Origin of the sequence: Sulfitobacter sp. THAF37 (genome assembly GCF_009363555.1) — a bacterium.
Lineage (GTDB): Bacteria > Pseudomonadota > Alphaproteobacteria > Rhodobacterales > Rhodobacteraceae > Sulfitobacter.
In genome coordinates, this window is the sequence record NZ_CP045372.1 from 1931781 (window position 1) to 1953876 (window position 22096).

23 protein-coding genes are annotated in these 22096 nt (G+C 67.4%); 18 read left to right on the forward strand and 5 right to left on the reverse strand.

Features of this window, described 5'->3' with window-relative positions:
- Window positions 1-2 precede the first annotated feature (2 nt).
- Entirely contained in the window at window positions 3-2411 is a 2409-nt protein-coding gene (hrpB, locus tag FIU94_RS09485) for an ATP-dependent helicase HrpB (RefSeq protein WP_152465571.1), read from the reverse strand.
- A 79-nt stretch (window positions 2412-2490) separates the two neighbouring features.
- Here hrpB and meaB point away from each other — a divergent pair, with 79 nt between their 5' ends.
- Window positions 2491-3462: a methylmalonyl Co-A mutase-associated GTPase MeaB gene (meaB, locus tag FIU94_RS09490; RefSeq protein WP_152465572.1), complete on the forward strand. Its 972-nt coding sequence runs from the start codon at window positions 2491-2493 to the stop codon at window positions 3460-3462.
- 58 nt (window positions 3463-3520) lie between these two features.
- On the opposite strand, the gene FIU94_RS09495 is transcribed toward meaB, so the two are convergent.
- The 3 genes from FIU94_RS09495 to fsa all read right to left on the reverse strand — a co-directional run bounded on the left by FIU94_RS09495 (window position 3521) and on the right by fsa (window position 6009).
- A complete protein-coding gene (locus FIU94_RS09495; protein WP_254702502.1) occupies window positions 3521-4471 on the reverse strand; it encodes a tyrosine recombinase XerC in 951 nt (316 codons plus the stop codon).
- Complete coding sequence (locus tag FIU94_RS09500) at window positions 4468-5175, reverse strand: DUF484 family protein (RefSeq protein WP_152465573.1); 708 nt, start codon at window positions 5173-5175, stop codon at window positions 4468-4470. Before FIU94_RS09500 ends, FIU94_RS09495 begins: the two co-directional genes overlap by 4 nt.
- A gap of 180 nt (window positions 5176-5355) precedes the next feature.
- Window positions 5356-6009, reverse strand: coding sequence for a fructose-6-phosphate aldolase (gene fsa, locus FIU94_RS09505; RefSeq protein ID WP_152465574.1), 654 nt, complete (start codon window positions 6007-6009; stop codon window positions 5356-5358).
- A gap of 118 nt (window positions 6010-6127) precedes the next feature.
- On the opposite strand from fsa, the gene FIU94_RS09510 reads away from it, so the two are divergent.
- The 6 genes from FIU94_RS09510 to FIU94_RS09530 all read left to right on the forward strand — a co-directional run bounded on the left by FIU94_RS09510 (window position 6128) and on the right by FIU94_RS09530 (window position 12783).
- Window positions 6128-8323 carry a primosomal protein N' gene (locus tag FIU94_RS09510; RefSeq protein WP_152465575.1) on the forward strand — a complete coding sequence of 732 codons (2196 nt, stop codon included), beginning with the start codon at window positions 6128-6130 and terminating at the stop codon, window positions 8321-8323.
- A 165-nt stretch (window positions 8324-8488) separates the two neighbouring features.
- Complete coding sequence (locus tag FIU94_RS20875; protein ID WP_172975879.1) at window positions 8489-8629, forward strand: hypothetical protein; 141 nt, start codon at window positions 8489-8491, stop codon at window positions 8627-8629.
- Between the two features lie 201 nt (window positions 8630-8830).
- Window positions 8831-10063: an MFS transporter gene (locus tag FIU94_RS09515; protein WP_152465576.1), complete on the forward strand. Its 1233-nt coding sequence runs from the start codon at window positions 8831-8833 to the stop codon at window positions 10061-10063.
- Entirely contained in the window at window positions 10063-11457 is a 1395-nt protein-coding gene (locus FIU94_RS09520) for an MATE family efflux transporter (RefSeq protein WP_254702503.1), read from the forward strand. The genes FIU94_RS09515 and FIU94_RS09520 overlap by 1 nt, the downstream gene beginning before the upstream one ends.
- A complete protein-coding gene (locus FIU94_RS09525) occupies window positions 11457-12329 on the forward strand; it encodes a 50S ribosomal protein L11 methyltransferase (RefSeq protein WP_152465577.1) in 873 nt (290 codons plus the stop codon). The genes FIU94_RS09520 and FIU94_RS09525 overlap by 1 nt, the downstream gene beginning before the upstream one ends.
- A gap of 109 nt (window positions 12330-12438) precedes the next feature.
- The gene (locus FIU94_RS09530) at window positions 12439-12783 is read left to right on the forward strand and encodes a hypothetical protein (protein WP_152465578.1); all 345 of its coding nucleotides are present in this window, start codon (window positions 12439-12441) and stop codon (window positions 12781-12783) included.
- 126 nt (window positions 12784-12909) lie between these two features.
- Here the strand turns inward: FIU94_RS09530 and FIU94_RS09535 are convergent, their stop codons facing one another.
- Complete coding sequence (locus tag FIU94_RS09535) at window positions 12910-13128, reverse strand: DUF1127 domain-containing protein (RefSeq protein ID WP_152465579.1); 219 nt, start codon at window positions 13126-13128, stop codon at window positions 12910-12912.
- A 330-nt stretch (window positions 13129-13458) separates the two neighbouring features.
- Between FIU94_RS09535 and ruvC the strand changes: the two genes are divergently transcribed.
- The 11 genes from ruvC to ybgF all read left to right on the forward strand — a co-directional run bounded on the left by ruvC (window position 13459) and on the right by ybgF (window position 22095).
- Window positions 13459-13965, forward strand: a complete 507-nt coding sequence (gene ruvC / locus FIU94_RS09540) for a crossover junction endodeoxyribonuclease RuvC (RefSeq protein WP_152465580.1) — start codon at window positions 13459-13461, stop codon at window positions 13963-13965.
- Window positions 13962-14624: a Holliday junction branch migration protein RuvA gene (gene ruvA / locus FIU94_RS09545; protein WP_152465581.1), complete on the forward strand. Its 663-nt coding sequence runs from the start codon at window positions 13962-13964 to the stop codon at window positions 14622-14624. Before ruvC ends, ruvA begins: the two co-directional genes overlap by 4 nt.
- Window positions 14625-14673: 49 nt before the next feature.
- A complete protein-coding gene (ruvB, locus tag FIU94_RS09550; protein WP_152465582.1) occupies window positions 14674-15693 on the forward strand; it encodes a Holliday junction branch migration DNA helicase RuvB in 1020 nt (339 codons plus the stop codon).
- A gap of 34 nt (window positions 15694-15727) precedes the next feature.
- Window positions 15728-16351 carry a hypothetical protein gene (locus FIU94_RS09555; RefSeq protein ID WP_152465583.1) on the forward strand — a complete coding sequence of 208 codons (624 nt, stop codon included), beginning with the start codon at window positions 15728-15730 and terminating at the stop codon, window positions 16349-16351.
- Window positions 16348-16746, forward strand: a complete 399-nt coding sequence (locus FIU94_RS09560) for a YbgC/FadM family acyl-CoA thioesterase (protein WP_152465584.1) — start codon at window positions 16348-16350, stop codon at window positions 16744-16746. The genes FIU94_RS09555 and FIU94_RS09560 overlap by 4 nt, the downstream gene beginning before the upstream one ends.
- Before the next feature lie 119 nt (window positions 16747-16865).
- Window positions 16866-17561, forward strand: a complete 696-nt coding sequence (gene tolQ / locus FIU94_RS09565) for a protein TolQ (RefSeq protein ID WP_152465585.1) — start codon at window positions 16866-16868, stop codon at window positions 17559-17561.
- 3 nt (window positions 17562-17564) lie between these two features.
- Window positions 17565-18035 carry a protein TolR gene (gene tolR, locus FIU94_RS09570; protein WP_152465586.1) on the forward strand — a complete coding sequence of 157 codons (471 nt, stop codon included), beginning with the start codon at window positions 17565-17567 and terminating at the stop codon, window positions 18033-18035.
- A 3-nt stretch (window positions 18036-18038) separates the two neighbouring features.
- Window positions 18039-19193, forward strand: a complete 1155-nt coding sequence (locus FIU94_RS09575; RefSeq protein ID WP_152465587.1) for an energy transducer TonB — start codon at window positions 18039-18041, stop codon at window positions 19191-19193.
- A gap of 126 nt (window positions 19194-19319) precedes the next feature.
- Entirely contained in the window at window positions 19320-20642 is a 1323-nt protein-coding gene (gene tolB, locus FIU94_RS09580) for a Tol-Pal system beta propeller repeat protein TolB (RefSeq protein WP_152465588.1), read from the forward strand.
- Window positions 20643-20729: 87 nt separating this feature from the next.
- A complete protein-coding gene (gene pal, locus FIU94_RS09585; RefSeq protein WP_152465589.1) occupies window positions 20730-21257 on the forward strand; it encodes a peptidoglycan-associated lipoprotein Pal in 528 nt (175 codons plus the stop codon).
- Window positions 21258-21273: 16 nt separating this feature from the next.
- A complete protein-coding gene (gene ybgF / locus FIU94_RS09590) occupies window positions 21274-22095 on the forward strand; it encodes a tol-pal system protein YbgF (RefSeq protein WP_152467000.1) in 822 nt (273 codons plus the stop codon).
- Window position 22096: the final 1 nt, after the last annotated feature.

Consider the following 22096-nt stretch of genomic DNA (forward strand, 5'->3'; position numbering starts at 1 on the left):
TTCTATGTCCTGCGCGGTTTCGCCCGCAAGGTGGGGTCCGCCTGCGTCGGGTCCTCCGGCCAGGGGTGCTTGGGATATTGCCCCCGCATGTCCTTGCGCACATCCGCATAGGACGATGCCCAGAACCCCGGCAGGTCCGTCGTCACCTGAACCGGGCGCTGCGCCGGAGACAGCAGCGTCATCTGCACCGGCTGTCCGGCGACGGTGGGGTGCCGTGTCACGCCAAAGACCTCCTGCAAGCGCAGCGATACCGCGGGCTGTGCGCCGCTGTAGTCGATGGGAATGCGCCGTCCCAGCGGAGTCTCGAAATGCGCAGGCGCGGCCCGGTCCAGCGCCTGCTGCTGATCCCAGTCCAGCCGCGCCCGCAGCGCGGGCAGCAGGTCGAATGCCTTCCAGTCCTCCGCACTGCGCACACCGGCCAGATGCGGCAGCAGCCAGTCGTCCAGCGTCTCCATCAGGTGGGTGTCCGAGAAATCGGGAAAGGGCGCAGGCATCAGCCGCGCCCGGGCCAGGAACCGCCGCGCGGCGGGCCCGGGCGCGAGACCAAGCTGCCGCACCCCCTCCAGCATCGCCAGCGCCACGTCAGCGTCCGGCGCATCGGACCAGTTGCGGTCCTGAAGCACCAGCGCGCCAAACCGTTCCTGCCGGCGGGTCAGAACCCGGTTCTCCCGGCGCGACCATGTGCAGACGTCCTCCCAGGCGATCTGCGGCCCGAACACCCTGCGCAGCTCCGCTTCGTCCAGCGGTGCGGCCTGCCGGATACGGGCCTCGCGCGGGTCGCCGTCCAGATCGGTGGCGACGATCAGCCGGGTCGCCGCCAGCGCATCGCCCTGCGGCATCACCGCCCCCTTGCCACCCGACAGCACGTAACGCGGCGCTTCTCCCTTGCGGCGCAGCCCGATCCGGTCGGGATAGGCCAGCGCGGCCAGCACCGCGATATCGTCCGGGCCCGTCGGGGTCCGGTTCCGGCCAAGGCGCTTCGCCTCCTGCCGGATACGGGCGAGGGTCGGCGCATGGGCCTCCGCCGCGCCGTTCTCGACCGCACGGATGCGCAGCGACAGATCGACCCCGGCACCGCGCATGGGGTCGCGCTCTGCCAGCAGGGCGGCCAGCAGCGGCGCGCGCCTGCCGCCCCGCGCAACCATATGCGCCAGACGCGGATGCAGCGGCAGCCGGGCCAGCGCGCGGCCGTGGTCGGTGATCCGGCCCGCGCCGTCCAGCGCCTCCAGCATCTGCAACACCCGCCGCGCCTCCGCCAGCCGTCCCGCGTGCGGCGGGGTGACAAAGCGCATGTCTTTGGCCTGCCCACCCCAGAGCGCCAGCTCCAGGGCAAAGCCGGTCAGATCGCCCGTCTCGATCTCGGCGGGGGGGTGGGCGGCCAGCGCGCCGTCCTCCCCCCGGGTCCAGAGCTTGTAGGCGACGCCCGGCGCCATGCGTCCCGCCCGCCCCGCGCGTTGCGCGGCTTCGGCGCGGGTGACTTTTTCTGTCACCAGCCGGGACATGCCGGATGCCGGGTCGAACCGCGCCCGGCGCGCGCGGCCCCCGTCCACCACGACCGTCACCCCCTCGATCGTCAGCGAGGTTTCGGCGATGGCGGTGGCCAGGACCACCTTGCGGCCAGACGCGGCGGGCAGGATGGCCGCGCGCTGCGCCTTGAAGTCCATCGCACCGAACAGCGGTGCCACAGTGCAGTCGCCCGGCACCGTCCCGCGCAGCAGCGATTCCACTTTGCGGATTTCCCGCTCGCCCGGCAGGAACACCAGGGCGGAGCCGTCCTGCGCCGCCAGCGCCTGCATCACCAGTTCGGCCACCGCCTGTTCGAACCGGGCCGCGCCCACGGGCCGGTCGAGCCATTGCGGCGTGACCGGGTGGCTGCGCCCTTCGGAGGTGACAACGGGCGCGGCCATCAGATCGGCCACCGGCCCCGCGTCCAGGGTGGCGGACATCGCCACCAGCAGCAGGTCGTCGCGCAGCGCCTCCGCCACCTCCAGGCAGAACGCCAGCCCCAGGTCCGCGTTGAGCGAGCGTTCGTGGAATTCGTCAAAGATCACGGCCCCCACGCCGGGCAGTTCCGGATCGTCCTGCAACATCCGGGTCAGGATGCCCTCTGTCACCACTTCGATCCGGGTGGCGGGGCCGATGGCCGAGGCGCCGCGCACGCGGTATCCCACGGTGCCGCCCACATCCTCGTTCAGCGTGGCCGCCATGCGTTCCGCCGCCGCGCGCGCCGCCAGGCGGCGCGGCTCCAGCATCAGGATGCGCCCCGGCGTCACCCCCGCGTCGAGCATCGCCAGCGGCACGCGGGTCGTCTTGCCCGCGCCGGGCGGCGCCTGCAACACCACGCGGCCCGCATCGCGCAGCGCGGCGATCACCTGCGGCAGGACCGCGTCGATGGGCAGCATCAAGGACATGCCGCCTTATCCGGCATACCGCCCCGCGCGCCAAGAGCCGGGGCTGGACATTTTTGCACCGGCCCGCAAAAGATGCGCCATGGATATCCAGGACCTCGCCACCCGCATTCCCGCCCAGGACCGCCGTGCCCTGGCACGGGCGATCACCCTTGTGGAGTCGGGCCGCGCCGACCACCGGGCAAAAGCGGCCGAACTGCTCGCGGCGCTGCCACCGGAAGGTGAGGCGCTGCGCATCGGGCTTTCGGGAACGCCGGGGGTCGGCAAATCCACCTTCATCGAAAGCTTCGGCATGATGCTGACCGGCATGGGCAAGCGCGTGGCGGTGCTGGCGGTCGATCCGTCGTCGTCCCGCTCCGGCGGGTCGATCCTGGGGGACAAGACCCGGATGGACCAGCTCAGCCGCGATCCCAACGCTTTCATCCGCCCCTCGCCCAGCCAGACCCAACTGGGCGGCGTGGCCCGCCGCACCCGCGAGGCGGTGCGCCTGTGCGAGGCTGCGGGCTTTGACGTGGTGCTGATCGAAACCGTGGGTGTGGGTCAGTCCGAAACCGTGGTGGCGGAGATGTCGGATCTGTTCGTGCTGCTGCTGGCCCCGGCGGGGGGCGATGAGCTGCAGGGGGTCAAGCGTGGCATCATGGAAATGGCGGATGTGATCCTGATCAACAAGGCCGACGGCGAACTGAAGGCGGCGGCCACCCGCACCTGCGCCGACTACGCCGGGGCGCTGCGCCTCCTGCGCAAGCGGCCGCAGGATCCACCGGGCTATCCCTGTGCGATGACGGTGTCGGCACTGGAGGAAAACGGCCTCGGCAAGGCCTGGCAGACGCTGACCGAGCTTGCCGACTGGCGGCGCGAAAACGGCTTCTGGGACCGGACCCGGGCCGCGCAGGCGCGCTACTGGTTCATGGAGGACGTGAAGCAGCGCCTTCTGGCACAGCTGTCGGAGGCGCAGACCAAGGCGCGGCTCGACGCGCTGAGCGACGCGGTGGCAACGGGCGCGCAGGACCCCTCTGCCGCAGCGCAGGATTTCATCGACAGCCTGCGCGCCTGAGGGCGGGCAGACCGGGGGCCGTGAAGAGGCCTCGATGCCCTGCGCGACGCTCTGCCGCCTATCCGGCTTTGGGATGCGCGCGGTTGTAGACCTCCATCAGACGCGCGGTATCCACTGCGGTATAGGCCTGGGTGGTCGACAGCGACGCATGGCCCAGCAGTTCCTGTATCGCGCGCAGATCCCCGCCCGCGTCCAGCAGATGGGTGGCAAAGCTGTGGCGCATCGCATGCGGGGTCGCCGTGGCCGGCAGACCCAGTAGCATCCGCGCATCGGCCATCACCTGCGAGATCGCCCGCGGCCCCAGCGGCCCGCCCCGGACCGCGCGAAACAGCGGGCCGTCGGCCTGATGCGGATGGGGACAGGCGCGCAGATAGGCGTCGACCGCCGCGCGGGCGGCGGGCAGCACCGGAACCACGCGTTCCTTTCCGCCCTTGCCGGTGATGCGCAGCGCATCGGGCAGCGGTGCGTCCGCCCCCTTGAGGGCCAGCGCCTCGGAGATCCGCAGACCGCAGCCCCACAGCAGGGTCAGCACCGCAACGTCGCGGGTGGCGACCCATGCGTGGCGCGATTGCAGTTCGACGCAGTCGATCATCGCGCGGGCCGCATCCACCGCCAGCGGGCGCGGCAGTTTCTTGGAAAATTTCGGCGCGCGGGCGGACAGGACCGCCGTGGGCTCGAACCCCTCGCGTTCGGCGAGCCAGCGATAGAACGCCTTGACCGCCGACAGTTTGCGCGCCATCGACCGCGGCCCCACGTCGGGGCCCCGCGTGCGCGCCATCCATGCCCGCATGTCGGATATGGTGATCTGCGCCAGCGCGCCCAGGCCCTGCGGCTGCGCCTTGTGGGCGGTCATGAAGGCCAGAAAATCGGCCACGTCGCCGCGATAGGCCGTCAGCGTGTTCTCCGCCGCCCCGTGCAGGGCGCGCTGCTGGTCCAGCCAGGTGGCCAGCGCGTCGCGCGCGGCCGGGCTGATCAGCCCGGTCTGTGCTGCTGCGTCGCCGCGCCTCAAGACAGCCAGCGGCGCATCGTGCGCTCGAACACACCGGTAAAGAAGGTCAGCAGGTCGGTGCCCTGCTGCGGGCCGAACATATGCGGGTCTTCGGCCCCCAGCACCAGCAGCCCCGGCAGGCGGCCCGCGCCAAAGTCCAGCTTCAGACAGGCCTCTGACCGGATCCAGTCGGATTTCTCGCCATAGATCCGGTCGGCGCCGTCCTGCACACCGCGCAGAGTCACCTGGCGCGGCGCGCCGCCCCGGCCCTGGGTCAGGTAGCTGTCGATGAACCCCGGCTCGGCCACGCTGAGCACGTCGCCCAGCCTCTGCACGGCCGGGTCACTGTCGTTCTGAACCGATTCCAGCACCAGCTTCACGGCGTCCACCCGCAGGATGTCGGCGACTTCGCCGCCGAGGTCCCGCAGGAAGGGTTCGAATTCGACCGGGTCCATCATCCGCAGGATGGCCCGGTGGATCTGGTTCGTCCCGGCAAGGTTCTCGTAGGCGGCGGCGATGACGCTGCGGTGGGTGTCCTCCAGCCGGTCGAGACGGGATTCCAGCCGTTCCATCGCGATGCCGCGCAGGTCGACGATATTGCCGCCCATCGCCTTTTCATTGGCAGCGATCAGCGCCTGCATCACGTCGGTGTCGTCCAGGATCACGTCGGGTTGCGAAATGATCGCCTCGCGGAGGGCGTCGTCAATCTTGGGGCTGCTGCTCATATCGGTCTCTGGCTGATTTGGTACTGTATAGCATCGCCACACGGCGAATGCCGCCCCTTTTTCGCCCCGGTCGGGGTAAAAACCCGGGCCGTTGCGATTATGTGTCCCCGCGGGGACAGCGCCGGACAAAGCCTTGCCACGGTTGAAAAATCGCCCCGATGTGTCCCGGCGGTGGCCGGTTCAGAGGATTTTCTGACCCGTCTTTTCCCAGTCCTTGGTGAACTGGTCCAGCCCCTTGTCGGTCAGCGGGTGGATCGCCAGCTTCTTGATCACATCAGGCGGCGCGGTCATCACGTCGGCCCCGGCCAGGGCGCATTCGTGCACGTGGTTCACCGACCGGATGGAGGCGGCGAGGATGTTGGTTTCGAAACCGTAATTGTCGTAGATCGTGCGGATGTCGTGGATCAGGTCCATGCCGTCCAGGTGGATGTCGTCCAGCCGCCCGATGAAGGGCGAGATGAAGGTCGCGCCCGCCTTGGCCGCCAGCAGGGCCTGGTTGGCCGAGAAGCACAGCGTCACGTTGACCATCCGGCCCTCGCCGGAAAGAACCTTGCAGGCCTTCAGACCGTCCCAGGTCAGCGGCAGCTTGATGGTGATGTTGTCGGCGATTTCTGCCAGCTTGCGGCCCTCGGCGATCATGGTGTCCGCGTCCAGCGCCACAACTTCGGCGCTGACCGGGCCTGTCACCAGTTCACAGATTTCGCGCGTGACCTCGGTGATGTCGCGGCCCGATTTCAGGATCAGCGAGGGGTTCGTCGTGACCCCGTCAACCATGCCAAGCGCGTTCAACTCGGCGATCGCGTCGATTTCGGCGGTGTCTACGAAAAATTTCATTTCGGTGTCCTCGTGGCTTGGAATGTTGGCGCTAACGGTTATCTCTGTCGCCTTGGCTTTATCGCATGATCTGCGATGCTGAAAGCCTTGAATTGCGAATAGGCGAAGCGGGGCATCGGTGGACGGACCGGAATACTTCGATCAGGGCGAACTTGTGGCGGTGCTGACGACCCAGCCGCTGGGCCGGGCGCTGGATTACCGCGCGCCCGAGGGCGGATGCCACCCGGGCGCCTTTGTCGAGGTGCCGCTGGGGCCGCGCAAGGTGCTGGGTGTGGTCTGGGGGCCGGGGCAGGGCGATTACGACCTGTCCAAGATCCGATCCGTGATCCGGGTGCTGGACGCCGCCCCCATGCGCGACGAGATGCGCAGCTTTCTGACCCGCGCGGCGGCCTATACGCTGACGCCGATGCCCGCGATGCTGCGGCTGGCGACCCGCGCGCCGGGACTGGGCGATCCGCCGTCGATGCGCAGGGTCTACCGCCGGGGCGGGGCGGCGCCGGACCGCATGACGGACGCGCGGCGGCGGGTGCTGGAGACATTGGCGGAATATGGCGATCTGTCCTTCACGCTGAAGGAACTGGCCGAACTGGCGGGCGTGACGCCGTCGGTGGTCAAGGGGCTGGTGGACGCGGGCGCGGTCCTGGAAGAGGACAGCCCCCGCGACCTGCCGTTCCCCGCGCTGGACCCGGACCTGCCCGGCAAGGAGCTGACCGCCGATCAGGCGGCGGGGGCCGGGGTGCTGGCCGAAGCGGTGCGGTCCGAAAGCTATGGCACGACCCTGCTGCGGGGGGTGACCGGGTCGGGCAAGACCGAAGTCTATCTCGAAGCGGTCGCCGCCACCCTGCGTGCGGGACGGCAGGCGCTGGTGCTTCTGCCCGAGATCGCCCTGACCGAGCAGTTCCTGCACCGCGTGGAGGCGCGCTTTGGCGCGAAACCCGCCGAATGGCATTCCGGCGCCACGATGACCGAGCGCCGCCGCATCTGGCGCATGGTCGGGCAGGGCCGGGCACAGCTGGTGATCGGCGCGCGCTCGGCCCTGTTCCTGCCGTTTCAGAACCTGGGGCTGATCGTCGTGGATGAGGAGCACGACACCTCCTACAAGCAGGAGGACGGCGTGCTGTACCACGCCCGCGACATGGCGGTGCTGCGCGCGTCGATCTGCGGGGCGCAGGTGGTGCTGGCCAGTGCCACCCCCGCGCTGGAGACTTGGGCGAACGTGGAGGCGGGCAAGTATCGCAGGCTCGATCTGACCTCGCGGTTCGGGGATGCGGTGATGCCGCGGATGGGCGCCATCGACATGCGGGCCGAGGGGCTGCCCGCCGACCGCTGGGTGTCGCCCGCGCTGAAACGCGAAGTGGACGAGAGGCTGGCGCGCGGCGAGCAGGCGATGCTGTTCATCAACCGCCGCGGCTATGCGCCGGTGACGCTGTGCCGGGCCTGCGGCCATCAGATCGGCTGCGACCACTGCGATGCACGAATGGTGGAGCATCGGTTTCTCAAGCGGCTTGTCTGTCACCAATGCGGCGAGAGCAAGCCGATGCCGCACATCTGTCCGTCCTGCGAGGCGGAGGACAGGCTGGCCCCCGTGGGGCCGGGGGTCGAAAGGCTGGGCGAGGAGGCGGCGGCGCTGTGGCCGGAGGCGCGGGTGGCGGTGCTGTCGTCGGACATGTACGGGTCGGCCCGCGCGCTCAAGGCCGAGATCGCGGGCATCGCGGCGGGGGCGGCGGACATCATCATCGGCACGCAGCTGGTGGCCAAGGGGCACAACTTTCCCAAGCTGACGCTGGTTGGCGTGATCGACGCGGACCTCGGCCTGATGGGGTCCGACCTGCGCGCGGCGGAGCGGACGTTTCAGCTGATGCGGCAGGTGGCGGGACGCGCGGGGCGGGCGGAAGCGCCGGGCGTGGCGCTGTTGCAGACCTATCAGCCGGAACATCCGGTGATCCGTGCGATCCTGGCGGGGAACGAGGAGGCATTCTGGTCCGCCGAGGCGCAGGAGCGGCGACAGGCCGGCGTGCCGCCCTATGGCCGGATGGCGGGGATCATCCTGTCGGGGCCGGACGTGGCGCAGGTGTTCGACGCGGGCAACCTGCTGGCGCAGCGCGATGCGCCGCTCAGACGCATCGGTGCGCAGGTCTTTGGCCCCGCGCCCGCGCCCATCGCGCGGGTGCGGGGGCGGCATCGCGTGAGGCTTCTGGTCAAGGCAGAGAAATCGGCCCCCCTGCAGGAGGCGCTTGCGCAATGGGTGGCGCAGGTGAAGCTGAAAGGCGATCTGCGCCTCGCCGTGGATATCGACCCGCAGAGTTTTTACTGACCCGCGGCGTGCTGTGACGCAACTGATCAAGTTTTGTGAACTGAAGTCGGATAAACATTGATTTCCATGATGTAACGAACGCCCCTATCTGTGCCTGACACAGCACAGGAGTTTACCGTGTCACTTCAGGATCACGTTTTCAGATCGCCGCGGATGCATGTCCGCATGACGGCCCCCGTCGCCTTGCTGATCGGCGCGACATTTGCCGCTTTGCTGGTCTGGGCCGCCCAGGGCACCGACGCCGCAAGCGGCGGTCCGGTGTGGTACGGCAATTCCGGACCCGTCGCGGCGCAGACATCGCTCTGAGCCCGGGCGGGACGTCGCGCGGCGCTGTTGCGCGTTGCGCAAGCCGCCCCGCCCGCCGTCCCGTGGTCCGGCGCTGCTTGGAATGGCATGGCGGGGTGGGGCCTTCCGAGGGAAATGAGAGATATGAATGGTACAATCGGGCCCGTCACGCCTGCGTTTTTGTTCTCGTCTTTGCCCTGATGCAGGGGTATGAGCGCAGGCATGACCCAATACGTGACCCTTGAAGATGCCAAGCATCAGCCCTTCTGGCGGCGGCCGGTGGCGCTGCTGTTCCTGATGGCGCTGGCGATGCCCATCGCCTTCAACACCTGGTCGGCGCTGCTGAACAACTTCGTCATCGAGGTTGCGGATTTCGACGGGTCGGACATCGGGCTGTTGCACACCGTGCGCGAGATACCGGGATTTCTGGCCGTCGGGGTCATCGCCATCATCATTTTCGTGCGCGAGCAGGTGCTGGGGCTGGTGTCGCTGGCGCTGCTGGGGGCGGCGACGGCTGTCACCGCCTGGTTTCCCTCGCTGGGCGGGATCCTGACCATTACGATGCTGTCGTCCATCGGGTTCCATTACTACGAGACGGTGAACCAGTCGCTTCAGCTGCAATGGCTGAAGATCGAGGATGCGCCGCGGATGCTGGGCTGGCTGCTGGCGGCGGGGTCCTTTGCGACGCTGATGGCCTATCTGGCGATCATGGCGCTGTGGGAGACGCTGGACCTGAGCTACAACAGTGTCTACCTGGCGGGCGGCGGCGTCACGCTGCTGATCGCGGTTTTCGCCATGCTGGCCTATCCGCAGTTCGAGGCACCGACACCGCAGGTCAAGAAGATGGTGCTGCGCCGTCGCTATTGGCTGTATTACGCGCTGCAGTTCATGGCGGGCGCGCGGCGGCAGATATTCGTCGTCTTCGCCGGGTTCATGATGGTCGAGCGGTTCGGCTACGAAGTGCATCAGATCACGACGCTCTACCTGGTGAACCTGGTCGCGAACATGGTGCTGGCGCCGCTGATGGGCCGCGCGGTGGGGCATTTCGGCGAACGCCGGACGCTGGGGTTCGAATACATCGGGCTGGTCTGCGTGTTCCTGGCCTATGGCGGCGTCTACTACCTGGGCTGGGGCGTCATGGTGGCGGCGGTGCTCTACGTGCTGGACCATCTGTTCTTCGGGCTCGCGCTGGCGCTGAAGACCTACTTTCAGAAGATCGCGGACCCGGCGGATATCGCGCCGACCGCGGCGGTGGCCTTTACCATCAATCATATCGCGGCGGTTTTCCTGCCCGTGCTGCTGGGGCTGTTGTGGCTGGTGTCGCCCGCGGCGGTGTTTTTCCTTGCGGCGGGGATGGCTGGGGTGTCGCTGAGCCTGGCGATGCTGATCCCGCGTCATCCGGCGCCGGGCAACGAGACGATCTTTGCCGGCGCGGTGCCACAGGCAGCGGAGTGATGTCCCGGGAGGGCCGCTTTCTGACCGGTGGCACCATGGGACATGTGGTCCGTATGACGGTCACAGGGGCGCTGGGCATCACCTTTGTCTTTCTTGTCGATGCAGCCAACCTGGTGTGGATCTCGCAGCTGGGCGACCCGCAGCTGGTGGCGGCCATCGGTTTTGCCTACGCGGTCCAGTTCTTTTCGGTGTCCATCGCCGTGGGGTTGATGATCGCCACCACCGCCGTCATCTCGCGCAGCATCGGTGCCGGGGCCCATGCCCAGGCGCGGCGGCAGGCGTCGGCGGGCACGGTGATCTCGGCCTGCACGCTGACGCTGGTGGTCGCGGCGATCGTCGGCTTCCGTCACGAGCTGGTTGGCCTCGCGGGCGCCACCGGCGAGACCGCCCGACTGGCCGCGCGCTATCTCGCGATCACGATCCCCTCGCTGATCCCGATGTCCGCGTCGCTGGCCTGTTCGGGGGTGCTGCGCGCGCATGGCTATGGCGCCAAGGCGATGTATGTCACGTTATTCTCGGGCGTGGTGCTGCTGGTGCTGGACCCGATCCTGATCTTCTACCTGGGGTGGGGGCTGGACGGGGCGGCGATCGGCCTGGTCCTGTTCCGGTTCAGCCTGCTGGGGCTGGCGCTTTACTTCGCGGTCTTCCAGCTGGGCCTGCTGGACCGGCCCCGCCTGCGCACGCTGCGCAATATCGCGGGGCCTTTCGCCGCCGTGGCGGTGCCTGCGGTGGCGACCCAGATGTCCACCCCCGCGGGCAACTACTTTCTGACCATCGTGATGGCGCAGTTCGGAGATGACGCGATGGCCGCCTGGGCGGTCATCGGGCGGCTGACGGTGGTGGCCTTTGGCGGTATCTTCTCCTTGTCGGGGGCCATCGGCGGGATCTTTGGCCAGAACTACGGCGCGGGGCGGATGAGCCGGGTGCGCAGCACCTACCGCGATGCTCTGGTTTTCTGCGGCATCTATACCCTGGTGGCCTGGGGGCTGCTGCTGATCGCGACGCCGCAGGTGATCGCGCTCTTCGGTCTGCAGGGGCGCGGCGCCGAGGTGCTGCGCGCCTTTACCCTGGTGGGGGTCGGCGGCTTTGTCTTCATCGGGGCGCTTTTCGTGTCCAACGCGGCCTTCAACAATCTCGGGCGCGCGGGCCGGTCCACCTTGGTGAACTGGGTCAAGGACGGGCTGCTGAGCTGGCCTGCCGCGGCGCTGCTGGCGGCGGCCTTCGGTGCGCAGGGCGTGATCTATGGCCAGGCGCTGGCGGGGGCGATCGTCGGCCTTGGCGCGGCGATCTGGGGCTGGTTCTACGTCAGGGGGCTGCGCGATCCGGTGGGCGCCCCCCTTGACCCCGTTCCAACGCAGTCCTACCCGAACATTGACAGACACCGGAGACGCTGATGCCTACTTTTACCGCCCTCACCACTCTCGAAGGCCGCGCACCCGCCTACAAGCTGGGCGAGGCGATGGAAGCGATGACCCCCGCACCCACAGGTGTCGGCGTGTTCGAGATGGAGGACGGTTCGGGCCTTTGGGAGGTCGGCGGCTATTTCGAGGAGGCGCCGGACGACGCGAGCCTCGCCCTGCTGGCAACCGCGATGGGGGCCAAACCCTTTGTCGTGTCGGAACTGCCCGAAACCGACTGGGTCGCCCATGTGCGGCGCGAACTTGCCCCGGTCGAGGCGGGCCGGTTCTTTGTCTACGGCAGCCACGACGCGGACAAGGTGCCCGAGGGCGTCGAGCCGCTGTTGATCGAGGCGGCGATGGCCTTTGGCACGGGGCATCATGGCACAACGCTGGGGTGCCTGCGGGCGCTTGATCGCCTGGCGGCGGGCGGGTTCGCAGGGGCCAACGTGGTGGACATCGGCTGCGGTACCGCGGTTCTGGCGATGGCGGCCGCGCGGATCTGGCCAGAAACGGTGCTGGCCAGCGACATCGACGCGGTTGCGGTCGAGGTCGCCAAGGCGAATGTGGCGGCAAATGGGCTGTCAGGGCGGGTGCGCTGTGTCGAGGCGGCGGGCTTCGGCCACCCCGACCTGTCGTCGGCGGCCCCCTTCGATCTCGTCTTTGCCAATATCCTGAAGGGGCCTCTGATCGCACTGGCCCCCGACATGGCCGATTCGCTGCAACCTGCGGGCTACGCTATTCTGTCGGGCATTTTGAACGAACAGGCCGACGAGGTGATCGAGGTTTATGCACGCCACGGCGTCAATCTGGTGGACCGCGAGAGCATTGTTGACTGGACCACGCTGACCTTGCAAAAAAACACCTGAATTGAAGGGCTTTTGAGGTGTATTTAAGGCGGCTGCCCAGTTTTTGCCACATTTCGCGTTTACCAAGATTTTCGACAGCGGTGGGGGCCGATGTCGAGAGATCACTGCCATGGTTGAAACACACGACCACTTTGTTGCCCGGCTTTCGAAACTGGGAAAAAAGCATGCGAAGATGACGCATGGCTATGTCACCAGGGTGGGACGCGACGGCCTGATCACCGTCACCCCCAGACGCCGCCGCCGCGGCTTTCCGTTCAAGTTGTTGCTGATGTTTGCCTTGGGGTTTCTCGGCCTGAAGACCTTTATGGTCGCTTCGGTCGGGCCTGTGACCTACAACGAACGTCTGGCGAAGCTTGAGAAAGGCACCGTTGTCGAACAGGCCGGTGCCAAGGTGCTTGCCATTGACCCGGTCACTGAAAAGCTGTCCGCGATGACCGGTCCGGTCCTGCGCTGACCTTCACTGCATCGCCCGGACCGGGGCGTTGCCGTCCACGCATGAAAAAGCCGCGCTCCCGGTGTCGGGAGGCGCGGCTTTTGTCTGAAGGGCCGGTCGCGGCTGCGGCGGGGCGCCGCGCCGGGGTCAGCGGATCAGGTTGGATTGTGCAACCAGGTCGATGTCGCCCCGGACGAGGCCGATGTCTTCAAGCTCGCGGTCCGTCAGTGACGAAAGGGCCCGGCGGGTTGCGCGGGCATCTTTCCAGGCGACGAACATCGACGTGACTGCAGTCAGACCGGAGAAGAAGCGGGACACGGCGTTGGTGGAGCCGTATGCGGTGCGGGTGGTGTCGAAAGCTGCCATTGTAGCCGTCCTATTACAGAAGTGGAGCCGGTTTTCCCGGCGGTGTGCCGCGCAAATAGGCGGAATTGAAATCCGGCACAATTGACAGAAGTGCATGTGTGTTCTGCGCCTTTTGCATGGGTTCAAACCGGCATCAGGCAGTTGAAAATATGCGCTTGGCGAGCTGTGCCTTCATGTCGTTTCCGGGTGCTGCGGGGGCGAAAACAGCCGCCGTGATCCAAAAACGACGCTTTGCCTGACGCGTCGGGGTGAGGCGCGAAACATCTTGGTGAATGTTCGCCTTTCGTGCTAGTGCATCAAAAAAACAACAGCAGAGGCGAAAAGGGCGGGATGATACGGGTAATCGGCATTGATCCGGGGTTGCGCAACCTGGGCTGGGGCATCATCGACGTGTCCGGGCCGCGGCTGTCGCATGTGGCCAACGGGGTGATCGTGTCGCAGGGCGACGACCTTGCGCGGCGGCTTTTGTCGCTGCATGCGCAACTGACGCGGATCGTGGTCACATATCGGCCCCAGGCCGCGGCGGTGGAGCAGACCTTTGTCAACAGGGACGGCGCGGGCACGCTCAAGCTGGGTCAGGCGCGGGGCATCGCGATGCTGGTCCCGGCGCAGGCGGGGCTGGAGGTGGGTGAATATGCGCCCAACACGGTCAAGAAGACGGTGGTCGGCGTCGGCCATGCCGACAAGGGGCAGGTGTCTCATATGGTGCGGATGCAACTGCCCGGGATCGAGATCGCGGGCCCGGATGCGGCGGATGCGCTGGCCATCGCGATTTGCCATGCCCACCACGGCGGCGCGACAGGGCTGGCGGCGGCCGTGGCACGGGCCAGCGCATGATTGGCAAGATTACCGGCGTGATCGACTACCGCGCGGCGGATCATCTGCTGATCGACGTGCGCGGTGTCGGCTATCTGGTCTATTGTTCCGAACGAACGCTTGCCGCCCTGCCGGGCGTGGGCGAGGTCGTGGCGCTTTATACCGATCTGGTGGTGCGTGAAGACCTGATGCAGCTTTTCGGCTTCCAGACCCTGGCAGAGAAGGAATGGCACCGCCTGCTGACATCGGTGCAGGGGGTGGGGGCCAAGGCGTCGCTCGCCATCCTGGGCGCGCTGGGGCCGGACGGGGTGAGCCGCGCCATCGCGCTGGGCGACTGGAACGCGGTCAAGGCGGCCAGGGGCGTCGGCCCCAAGATCGCGCAGCGCGTGGTGCTGGACCTCAAGGACAAGGCCCCCGGTGTCATGGCGATGGGCGGCACCCTGGCGCAGGCGCAGGGCGATGCGGAGGCGGAGGTGATCGAGCCCGCCGCCCCCCGTCCCGCCCGCGCCACCCCCGCTGCCAGCTCGGCGCAGGCGGATGCGCTGTCGGCGCTGGGCAACCTCGGCTATGCCCCCGGTGACGCGGCGGGCGCTGTGGTGCAGGCGGCAGGCGAGATGCCCGACGCCGACACTCCCGCCCTGATCCGCGCGGCGTTGAAACTGCTGGCGCCGAAGGGGTAGGGTGCCAGGCAACAGCCCCGCCCGGGGCCGGGAATGGCACGGATGACCGATGACCGAGATTGACCCCACAGTGCGGCCCGAGCCGCTGCCAGAGGATGTCGACCGCGCCTTGCGGCCACAGATGCTGGATGAATTCATAGGCCAGGCCGAGGCGCGGGCGAACCTGCGGGTCTTCATCCAGTCCGCCCGCCAGCGCGGCGAGGCGATGGATCACACGTTGTTCCACGGGCCTCCGGGGCTGGGCAAGACGACGCTTGCGCAGATCATGGCGCGCGAACTGGGGGTGGGGTTCCGCATGACCTCGGGCCCGGTCCTGGCCAAGGCGGGGGACCTGGCGGCGATCCTGACCAATCTCGAAGCGCGTGATGTGTTGTTCATCGACGAGATTCACCGGCTCAACCCGGCGGTGGAGGAAGTGCTTTACCCCGCACTGGAGGATTTCGAGCTGGACCTCGTGATTGGCGAAGGGCCGGCGGCGCGGACCGTGCGGATCGAATTGCAGCCCTTCACGCTGGTCGGCGCGACCACGCGGATGGGGCTGCTGACCACGCCGCTGCGGGATCGCTTCGGCATTCCGACGCGGCTGCAGTTCTACACCGAGGACGAGCTTTTCACCATCGTCGACCGCAACGCGCGGCGGTTGGGCGCACCGGCGGACGAGGGCGGTGCGCGCGAGATCGCCCGCCGGGCGCGGGGCACACCGCGCATCGCGGGGCGGCTGCTGCGCCGGGTCGTCGACTTTGCCCTGGTGGAGGGGGATGGCCGTGTCACGCGGGGCCTGGCGGACATGGCGCTGACCCGGCTGGGCGTGGACCATCTGGGCCTTGACGGCGCGGACCGGCGTTATCTCGGTCTGATCGCCGAGAACTACCAGGGGGGGCCTGTGGGGATCGAGACCCTGTCGGCGGCCCTGTCCGAAAGCCGCGATGCGCTGGAAGAGGTGATCGAGCCCTTCCTGTTGCAGCAGGGGCTCATCCAACGAACCCCGCGCGGGCGCATGCTGGCCGCGAAGGCTTGGGCGCATCTGGGGCTGCCGGCACCCAGGGGACAGAGCGATCTTTTTGGCTGATCCGGCGCGATGTGTATTTGGGGAACAATGAAACATGGAAGCTGAGCAGATCGAAGCCCTGTTCACCCGGGCCGACGGGACATTCGCCTTTGCCCGCTGGGGGCGGCCCGTCTGCCCGGTGGTCTTTGGCGTGGACGATGCGACGCTGGGCGTGGTGAAGGGCGCGGTGGAGGCGGTCTGCGCGCTGGCCGGGCACGAGATGGGCGAGATGGACGCGGAGCTGGGCAGCAATCTGATGCTGTTCTTCTTTCGGGAATGGTCGGAGCTGCCTGAGGTGCCGGGCATGGACAGGCTGTTGCCGGACCTTGAGCCGCTGGTAACGCGGCTGGAGGCGGCGGAGGCCAACCAGTACCGGTTCTTCCGCTTTGACAAGCAGGGCGGGATCAAGGCCTGTTTCGTGTTCCTGCGCATGGATCGTCATCTGAGCGCGGTGCCCGCGCATACCCTGGCGTTGAGCCAGATAGTCCAGTCCATGCTGCTGTGGTCGGATCTGGCGTTTCAGGATCGTTCCGCGTTGGCGGTGTCGGGGGAGACCACCGTGCTGCGGCCCGAGCTGGCGCAGCTGTTGCGCGCCGCCTACGACCCGGTGCTGCCGCATGCGGCAAGCGACCCGTCCCATGCATTGCGGCTGGCGGCGCGGATCGGGGCGCCGCAATGAGCCATGTTTTCCCGGTACGGGTTTTTTACGAAGACACAGACATGGCGGGCATCGTCTATTACGCCAATTATCTGCGCTACATCGAGCGCGCCCGGTCCGACATCGTGGAACAGATCGGCCTCGATCAGCGGGAGATGCGCGCGCAGGGGATCGTGTTCGTCGTCACCCGGGTGGAGGCGGATTTTCTGGGCACCGCGGGCTTTGGCGACCGGCTGGAGGTGCGCACGACGCATTTTGCCAAAGGCGCGACGCGCTGGGTCTTTCATCAGGAGGTCTGCCGTGACGGCAAGGCGATCTTCCGCGCGGTAGTCACTGCCGTCTGCATGACCACCGGCGGAAAACCCACCAGATTGCCAGCAAAACTCCGCTCACTGCCCACGGATGCGGCGGGTTGACGCCAATGTTCTGGCTTTCCCGCTTGCACTGGGATAGGTTTGCGCCAAATAGCGCCCTGGAAAACAGGGCCGCATGAGGCACGCAGCCGCGGCGCGGCAGCAAAACAAGAGCAGGTATAATGGAAGCAGAAACGCTGGCATTGGCGCAGGAGATTGATTTCTCCGTGTGGGCACTTTTCGCGCGGGCGACGCTGACGGTGAAACTGGTGATGATCATCCTGATCATCGCCTCGTTCTGGTCGTGGTCGATCATCGTGCAGAAGCTGCTGCAATACCGCCGGGCACGTTCCGAACAGGCGGCTTTTGACCGGGCGTTTTGGTCGGGCGAGCCGCTGGACGGGCTCTACGACCAGATCGGCCCCGATCCGAGCGGGCCGTCGGAAAAGATTTTCGCGGCGGGCATGACCGAATGGCAGCGGTCGCACCGGGACGATGGCGGGCTGATCCCCGGCGCCACGGCGCGCATCGACCGGTCGATGGATGTGGCCATCGCCAAGGAGGCCGAGCGTCTGCAGGGCGGGCTGACGGTGCTGGCCACGGTCGGCTCCTCGGCGCCGTTCATCGGTCTCTTCGGCACCGTGATCGGTATCATGAACGCCTTTGTCGAGATCGCGGCGCAGCAGAACACCAACCTGGCCGTCGTGGCCCCGGGTATCGCCGAGGCGTTGCTTGCCACGGGTCTGGGCCTGCTGGCGGCGATCCCGGCGGTGATTTTCTACAACAAGCTCAACGCGGACAGCGAGCGTATCATCGGGGCGCACGAGGCGTTTTCCGACGAATTCGCGACGATCCTGTCGCGCCAGCTGGACAGCTGATCCATGGGGGCGGGTGTCATCAGGAAACAGGGGGGCGGGCGCGGTCGCCGTCGCGGGCGGGCGCAGCCCATGTCCGAAATCAACGTCACGCCCTTCGTGGACGTGATGCTGGTGCTGCTGATCATCTTCATGGTCGCCGCGCCGCTGCTGACAGTCGGCGTGCCGGTCGAGTTGCCCAAGACCGCCGCCGGTGCCCTGCCGGCCGAGCAGGAGGAGCCGCTGACCGTGACCGTGAGCGCCGATGGCGCGGTGCAGATTCAGACCACGGAAGTGGCGCGGGACCAGCTGGTGACGCGCCTGCGCGGCATCGCGACGGAACGGGCCAGCGACCGGGTCTACCTGCGGGCGGATGGCGCGGTGCCCTATGCCACGGTGATGGAGGTCATGGGCGCGCTCAACGCGGGTGGTTTTTCCAACATCGGGCTGGTGACGGACATCGGCGGTCCCGCGCTGGATAACGCGGGAACGGAGTGAGCCTTGCGCCGCAGCGATCTTCATATCGGTCACTATGTTTCAGGTGCCGGGCACCTTACGGTGATCGGCTGGCTGCTGCTGGGCAATTTCTTTACCTCCGAGCCGCCGCCTTTCGAGATGACCGAGGTGTCGGTGATCTCCGGGTCCGATTTCGATGCGCTGATCGCGGCGCAGCAGCCACCCGACACGGCGACAGAGGTGGCCCAGCCCGACGCCCCCGAGGTGACGCCCGATGCCCCCGAGGTGGTGGCGGAACCCGATGCCGAGGTGGAACAGCCCGCACCGGAACAGGCGGAGCCGCCCGCCGATGACACCCCGCCCGAAGTGGCGGAGCAATCGCTTCCGCCTCAGGCCGACGTGACCGATACGCCGCCCACGCTGGACGAGCCCGTGGGCGATCAGGCCGTGCTGGTGCCCGAGGTCGCGCCCGAAGCCGCACCCCGCCCGGTCGAGCGGGTCGCCCCCGAACCCGTCGCGCAGCCCGAGCCCGAGGCGACGCCGGACCCGGTGGAGCAGGAGGCCGTGGCGCCGGATGAAACCGGGGATGCCCCGCAGGAAACACAGGAAGCCACCGCGCCGGAGGAGGCGACGACCGAGATCGTGACCGAGGCCACGAAGGCCCCCGCAGCCTCGCCCCGTCCGCCCGGGCGGCGGCCATCGGCCCCGCAGGTCGCGCAAACACCGGTCGAGACCCCGACGGAGACGCCGCGTGTGGCCGAGACTCCGGCCCCGACCGAAACACCGGACACGGATGTGGATGCCGACGCGATCGCTGCCGCCGTCGCCGCGGCGCAGGAGGCGACCGAGGCACCTGCACCCCCCGCGCCGAGCGGCCCGCCGCTGACCGCCGGGGAAAAGGAGAACCTGCGGGTCGCTGTGTCGAACTGCTGGAACGTGGGGTCGCTGTCGTCCGAGGCGCTGCGCACCACGGTTGTGGTGACAGTGAACATGGCGCAGGACGCCACGCCCATCATCTCGTCCATCCAGATGGCCGGCAGTGAGGGCGGATCGCCCGCTGCCGCCAAGCAGGCTTTCGAAGCGGCCCGGCGGGCCATCATCCTGTGCGGATCGAAGGGCTACCAGTTGCCGGCGGAGAAATACAGCCAGTGGCAGGAGATCGAGATGACCTTCAACCCTGAGCGGATGCGGGTGAAATGATGGAACAAACGCCGCCGCACCGGCATTATTTCGCTATGCTGCGAAATCGGGGCAAGTTCATCTCGCATTATCGGCCTTGCCGCGAAATACTTGCCGTACGTATAAGCCCGAAAGGATGCTGACGAGATGAAACTGCGTTTTTTGAGCCTGCTGTTGGCCGTGATCTGCGCCTTCTCCGGGGCGGTGCAGGCCCAGCAGGGGCCGCTGCGGATCGAGATCACGGAAGGCGTGATCGAACCTTTGCCCTTTGCCGTTCCCAGCTTTCAGCCTGAAACCGCCGAGGCGGGGCAGCTGGCCAATGACATCTCGCGGGTCGTGTCCGACGATCTGACCGGCACCGGTCTGTTTCGGGAAATCCCGGCGTCGGCCTTCATCTCGACCGTGAGCGATTTCAACGCGCCGGTGCAATATGCCGACTGGAAGGCGATCAACGCGCAGGCCCTGATCACCGGCGCGGTGAACGTGCAGGGCAATTCCGTGAACGTGAAATTCCGCCTCTACGACGTGTTCTCCGGCGCGGAGCTGGGCGACGGGTTGCAGTTCTCCGGCACGACCGACGCCTGGCGCCGCATGGCGCACAAGGTGGCCGATGCGGTCTATTCGCGCATCACCGGCGAAGGCCCCTATTTCGACAGCCGGGTGGCCTATGTTTCCGAAACCGGCCCCAAGGACGCGCGCCAGAAGCGGCTGGCGATCATGGATTATGACGGCGCGAACGTGCAGTATCTGACCGATTCAGGGTCCATCGTGCTGGCCCCGCGGTTTTCGCCCTCGGGTGATCGCGTTCTCTATACCAGCTACGAAAGCGGCTTTCCCCGGATCTACGTGCTCGACATCGGGTCGGTGCAGCGGCGGGTGCTGGAAAGTGCCGAAGGCACCATGAGCTTTGCGCCGCGCTTCTCTCCGTCCGGTCAAACGGTGGTCTATTCGCTGACCAGCGGGGGCAACACCGACATCTATACGATGGATATCGCCAGCGGCCAGTCCGTGCGCCTGACCAACACGCCGTCGATCGAGACGGCGCCAAGCTTTTCCCCCGACGGCAGCCGGATCGTGTTCGAAAGCGACCGGTCGGGCACCCAGCAGCTTTACATCATGTCCGCCACCGGCGGCGAGGCGACGCGCATTTCCTTCGGCGAAGGCCGCTATGGCACGCCGGTCTGGTCGCCGCGCGGGGATCTTGTGGCCTTTACCAAGCAGAACAAGGGCCGTTTCCACATCGGCGTGATGCGGCTGGACGGGTCGGAAGAGCGGCTGCTGACCGCGTCCTTCCTGGACGAGGGTCCGACCTGGGCGCCGAATGGCCGGGTGATCATGTTTGCGCGCGAAACCCAGGGCGCGGGCGGGTCTTCGACGCTGTATTCGGTGGATATCTCGGGGCGCAACCTGCGCCCGGTGCAGACGCCGCAGGGCGGATCGGACCCGTCGTGGTCTCCGTTACAGAACTGACGTAACCGTGAAGTAGCGAATTTCCCAAGGGCCGCGGCCTGTGTTACCAAAGACCCACAAAAAGACGCCACCAGAGAGAGGCACAAAATGAACAGATTTTTGAGTACCGGTATTGTGATCGCGGCGCTGGCGCTGGGCGCCTGTACGAACCCCGACCGGTTTGGCGCGGACGGGGCAGGCGGTGGCCTGAACGCGGGCGCGGGCGCGGGTGCCGGAGGTGTGGTGCCGGGCAGTGCCAGCGACCCGACCTCTACGGCGTATTTCCAGCAGTCCATCGGCGACCGTGTGCTTTTCGAGGTGGACCAGTCCACACTGACCCCCACCGGGCGGGCGACGCTGGACGGACAGGCGCAATGGCTGCTGACCAACGCGGACTACCAGGCCGTGATCGAAGGGCACGCGGATGAACAGGGCACGCGGGAATACAACCTTGCGCTGGGGGCCCGCCGGGCCAACGCGGCCCAGGAATACCTGATTTCCAAGGGCGTACCGTCGAGCCGTTTGCGGGTCGTGAGCTATGGCAAGGAACGCCCGATCGAAATCTGCTCCGAAGAATCCTGCTATGCCAAGAACCGCCGCGCGGTGACGGTGCTGGCTGGCGGGCTGACAAGCTGAGGCTGAATTGATGAAGATGCGTTTGGTAATGGGCATGGTGCTGGGGCTGACGATCAGCCCCGCCGCCGTGCTGGCGCAGGACGATCAGACCCTGGCGGACATCCGCCAGGAACTGAATATCCTCTATGTCGAAGTGCAGAAGCTGCGGCGCGAGCTGTCCACCACCGGCGGGGCCTCGATCGAGACAGGGGGAAATTCGGTGCTGGAACGCGTGGGCGCGATGGAAAGCGAACTGCAGCGCCTGACCTCGAAGACCGAGGAACTGGAGAACCGCATCAACCGCATCGTGGACGACGGCACGCGCCGGATCGGCGACCTGGAGTTCCGCCTGGTCGAACTCGAAGGCGGCGACCTCGGCGCGCTTGGCGAGACGACCACATTGGGCGGCGAGGGGCAGGCCAGCGTGTCCGCTCCGCTGACCGACCCGGCCACACCCACCGATCAGGCGTCGCTTGCCGTGGGTGAAGAGGCCGACTTCAAGCGGGCACAGGAGGTGCTCGCATCCGGTGACTTTCGCGCCGCCGCAGACCTCTTTGCGACCTTTAATCAGACCTACCCGGGCGGACCGCTAGCGGCGGAAGCCGAGCTGCGCCGAGGCGACGCGTTGCAGGGGCTGAACGACCCCAAGGAAGCGGCGCGCGCGTTCCTGACCGCGTTCAGCACTGCGCCAGACGGGCCGGTCGCCCCGCAGGCCCTGTTCGAACTGGGCCGCGCGCTGGGCCAGTTGGGCCAGACGCAGGAAGCCTGTGTCACACTTTCCGAAGTGGGGGTGCGGTTTCCCGGTGCCCCCGTCGTGACAGAAGCGGAATCCGAAAGGCGTTCGCTGGGGTGCAGCTGAC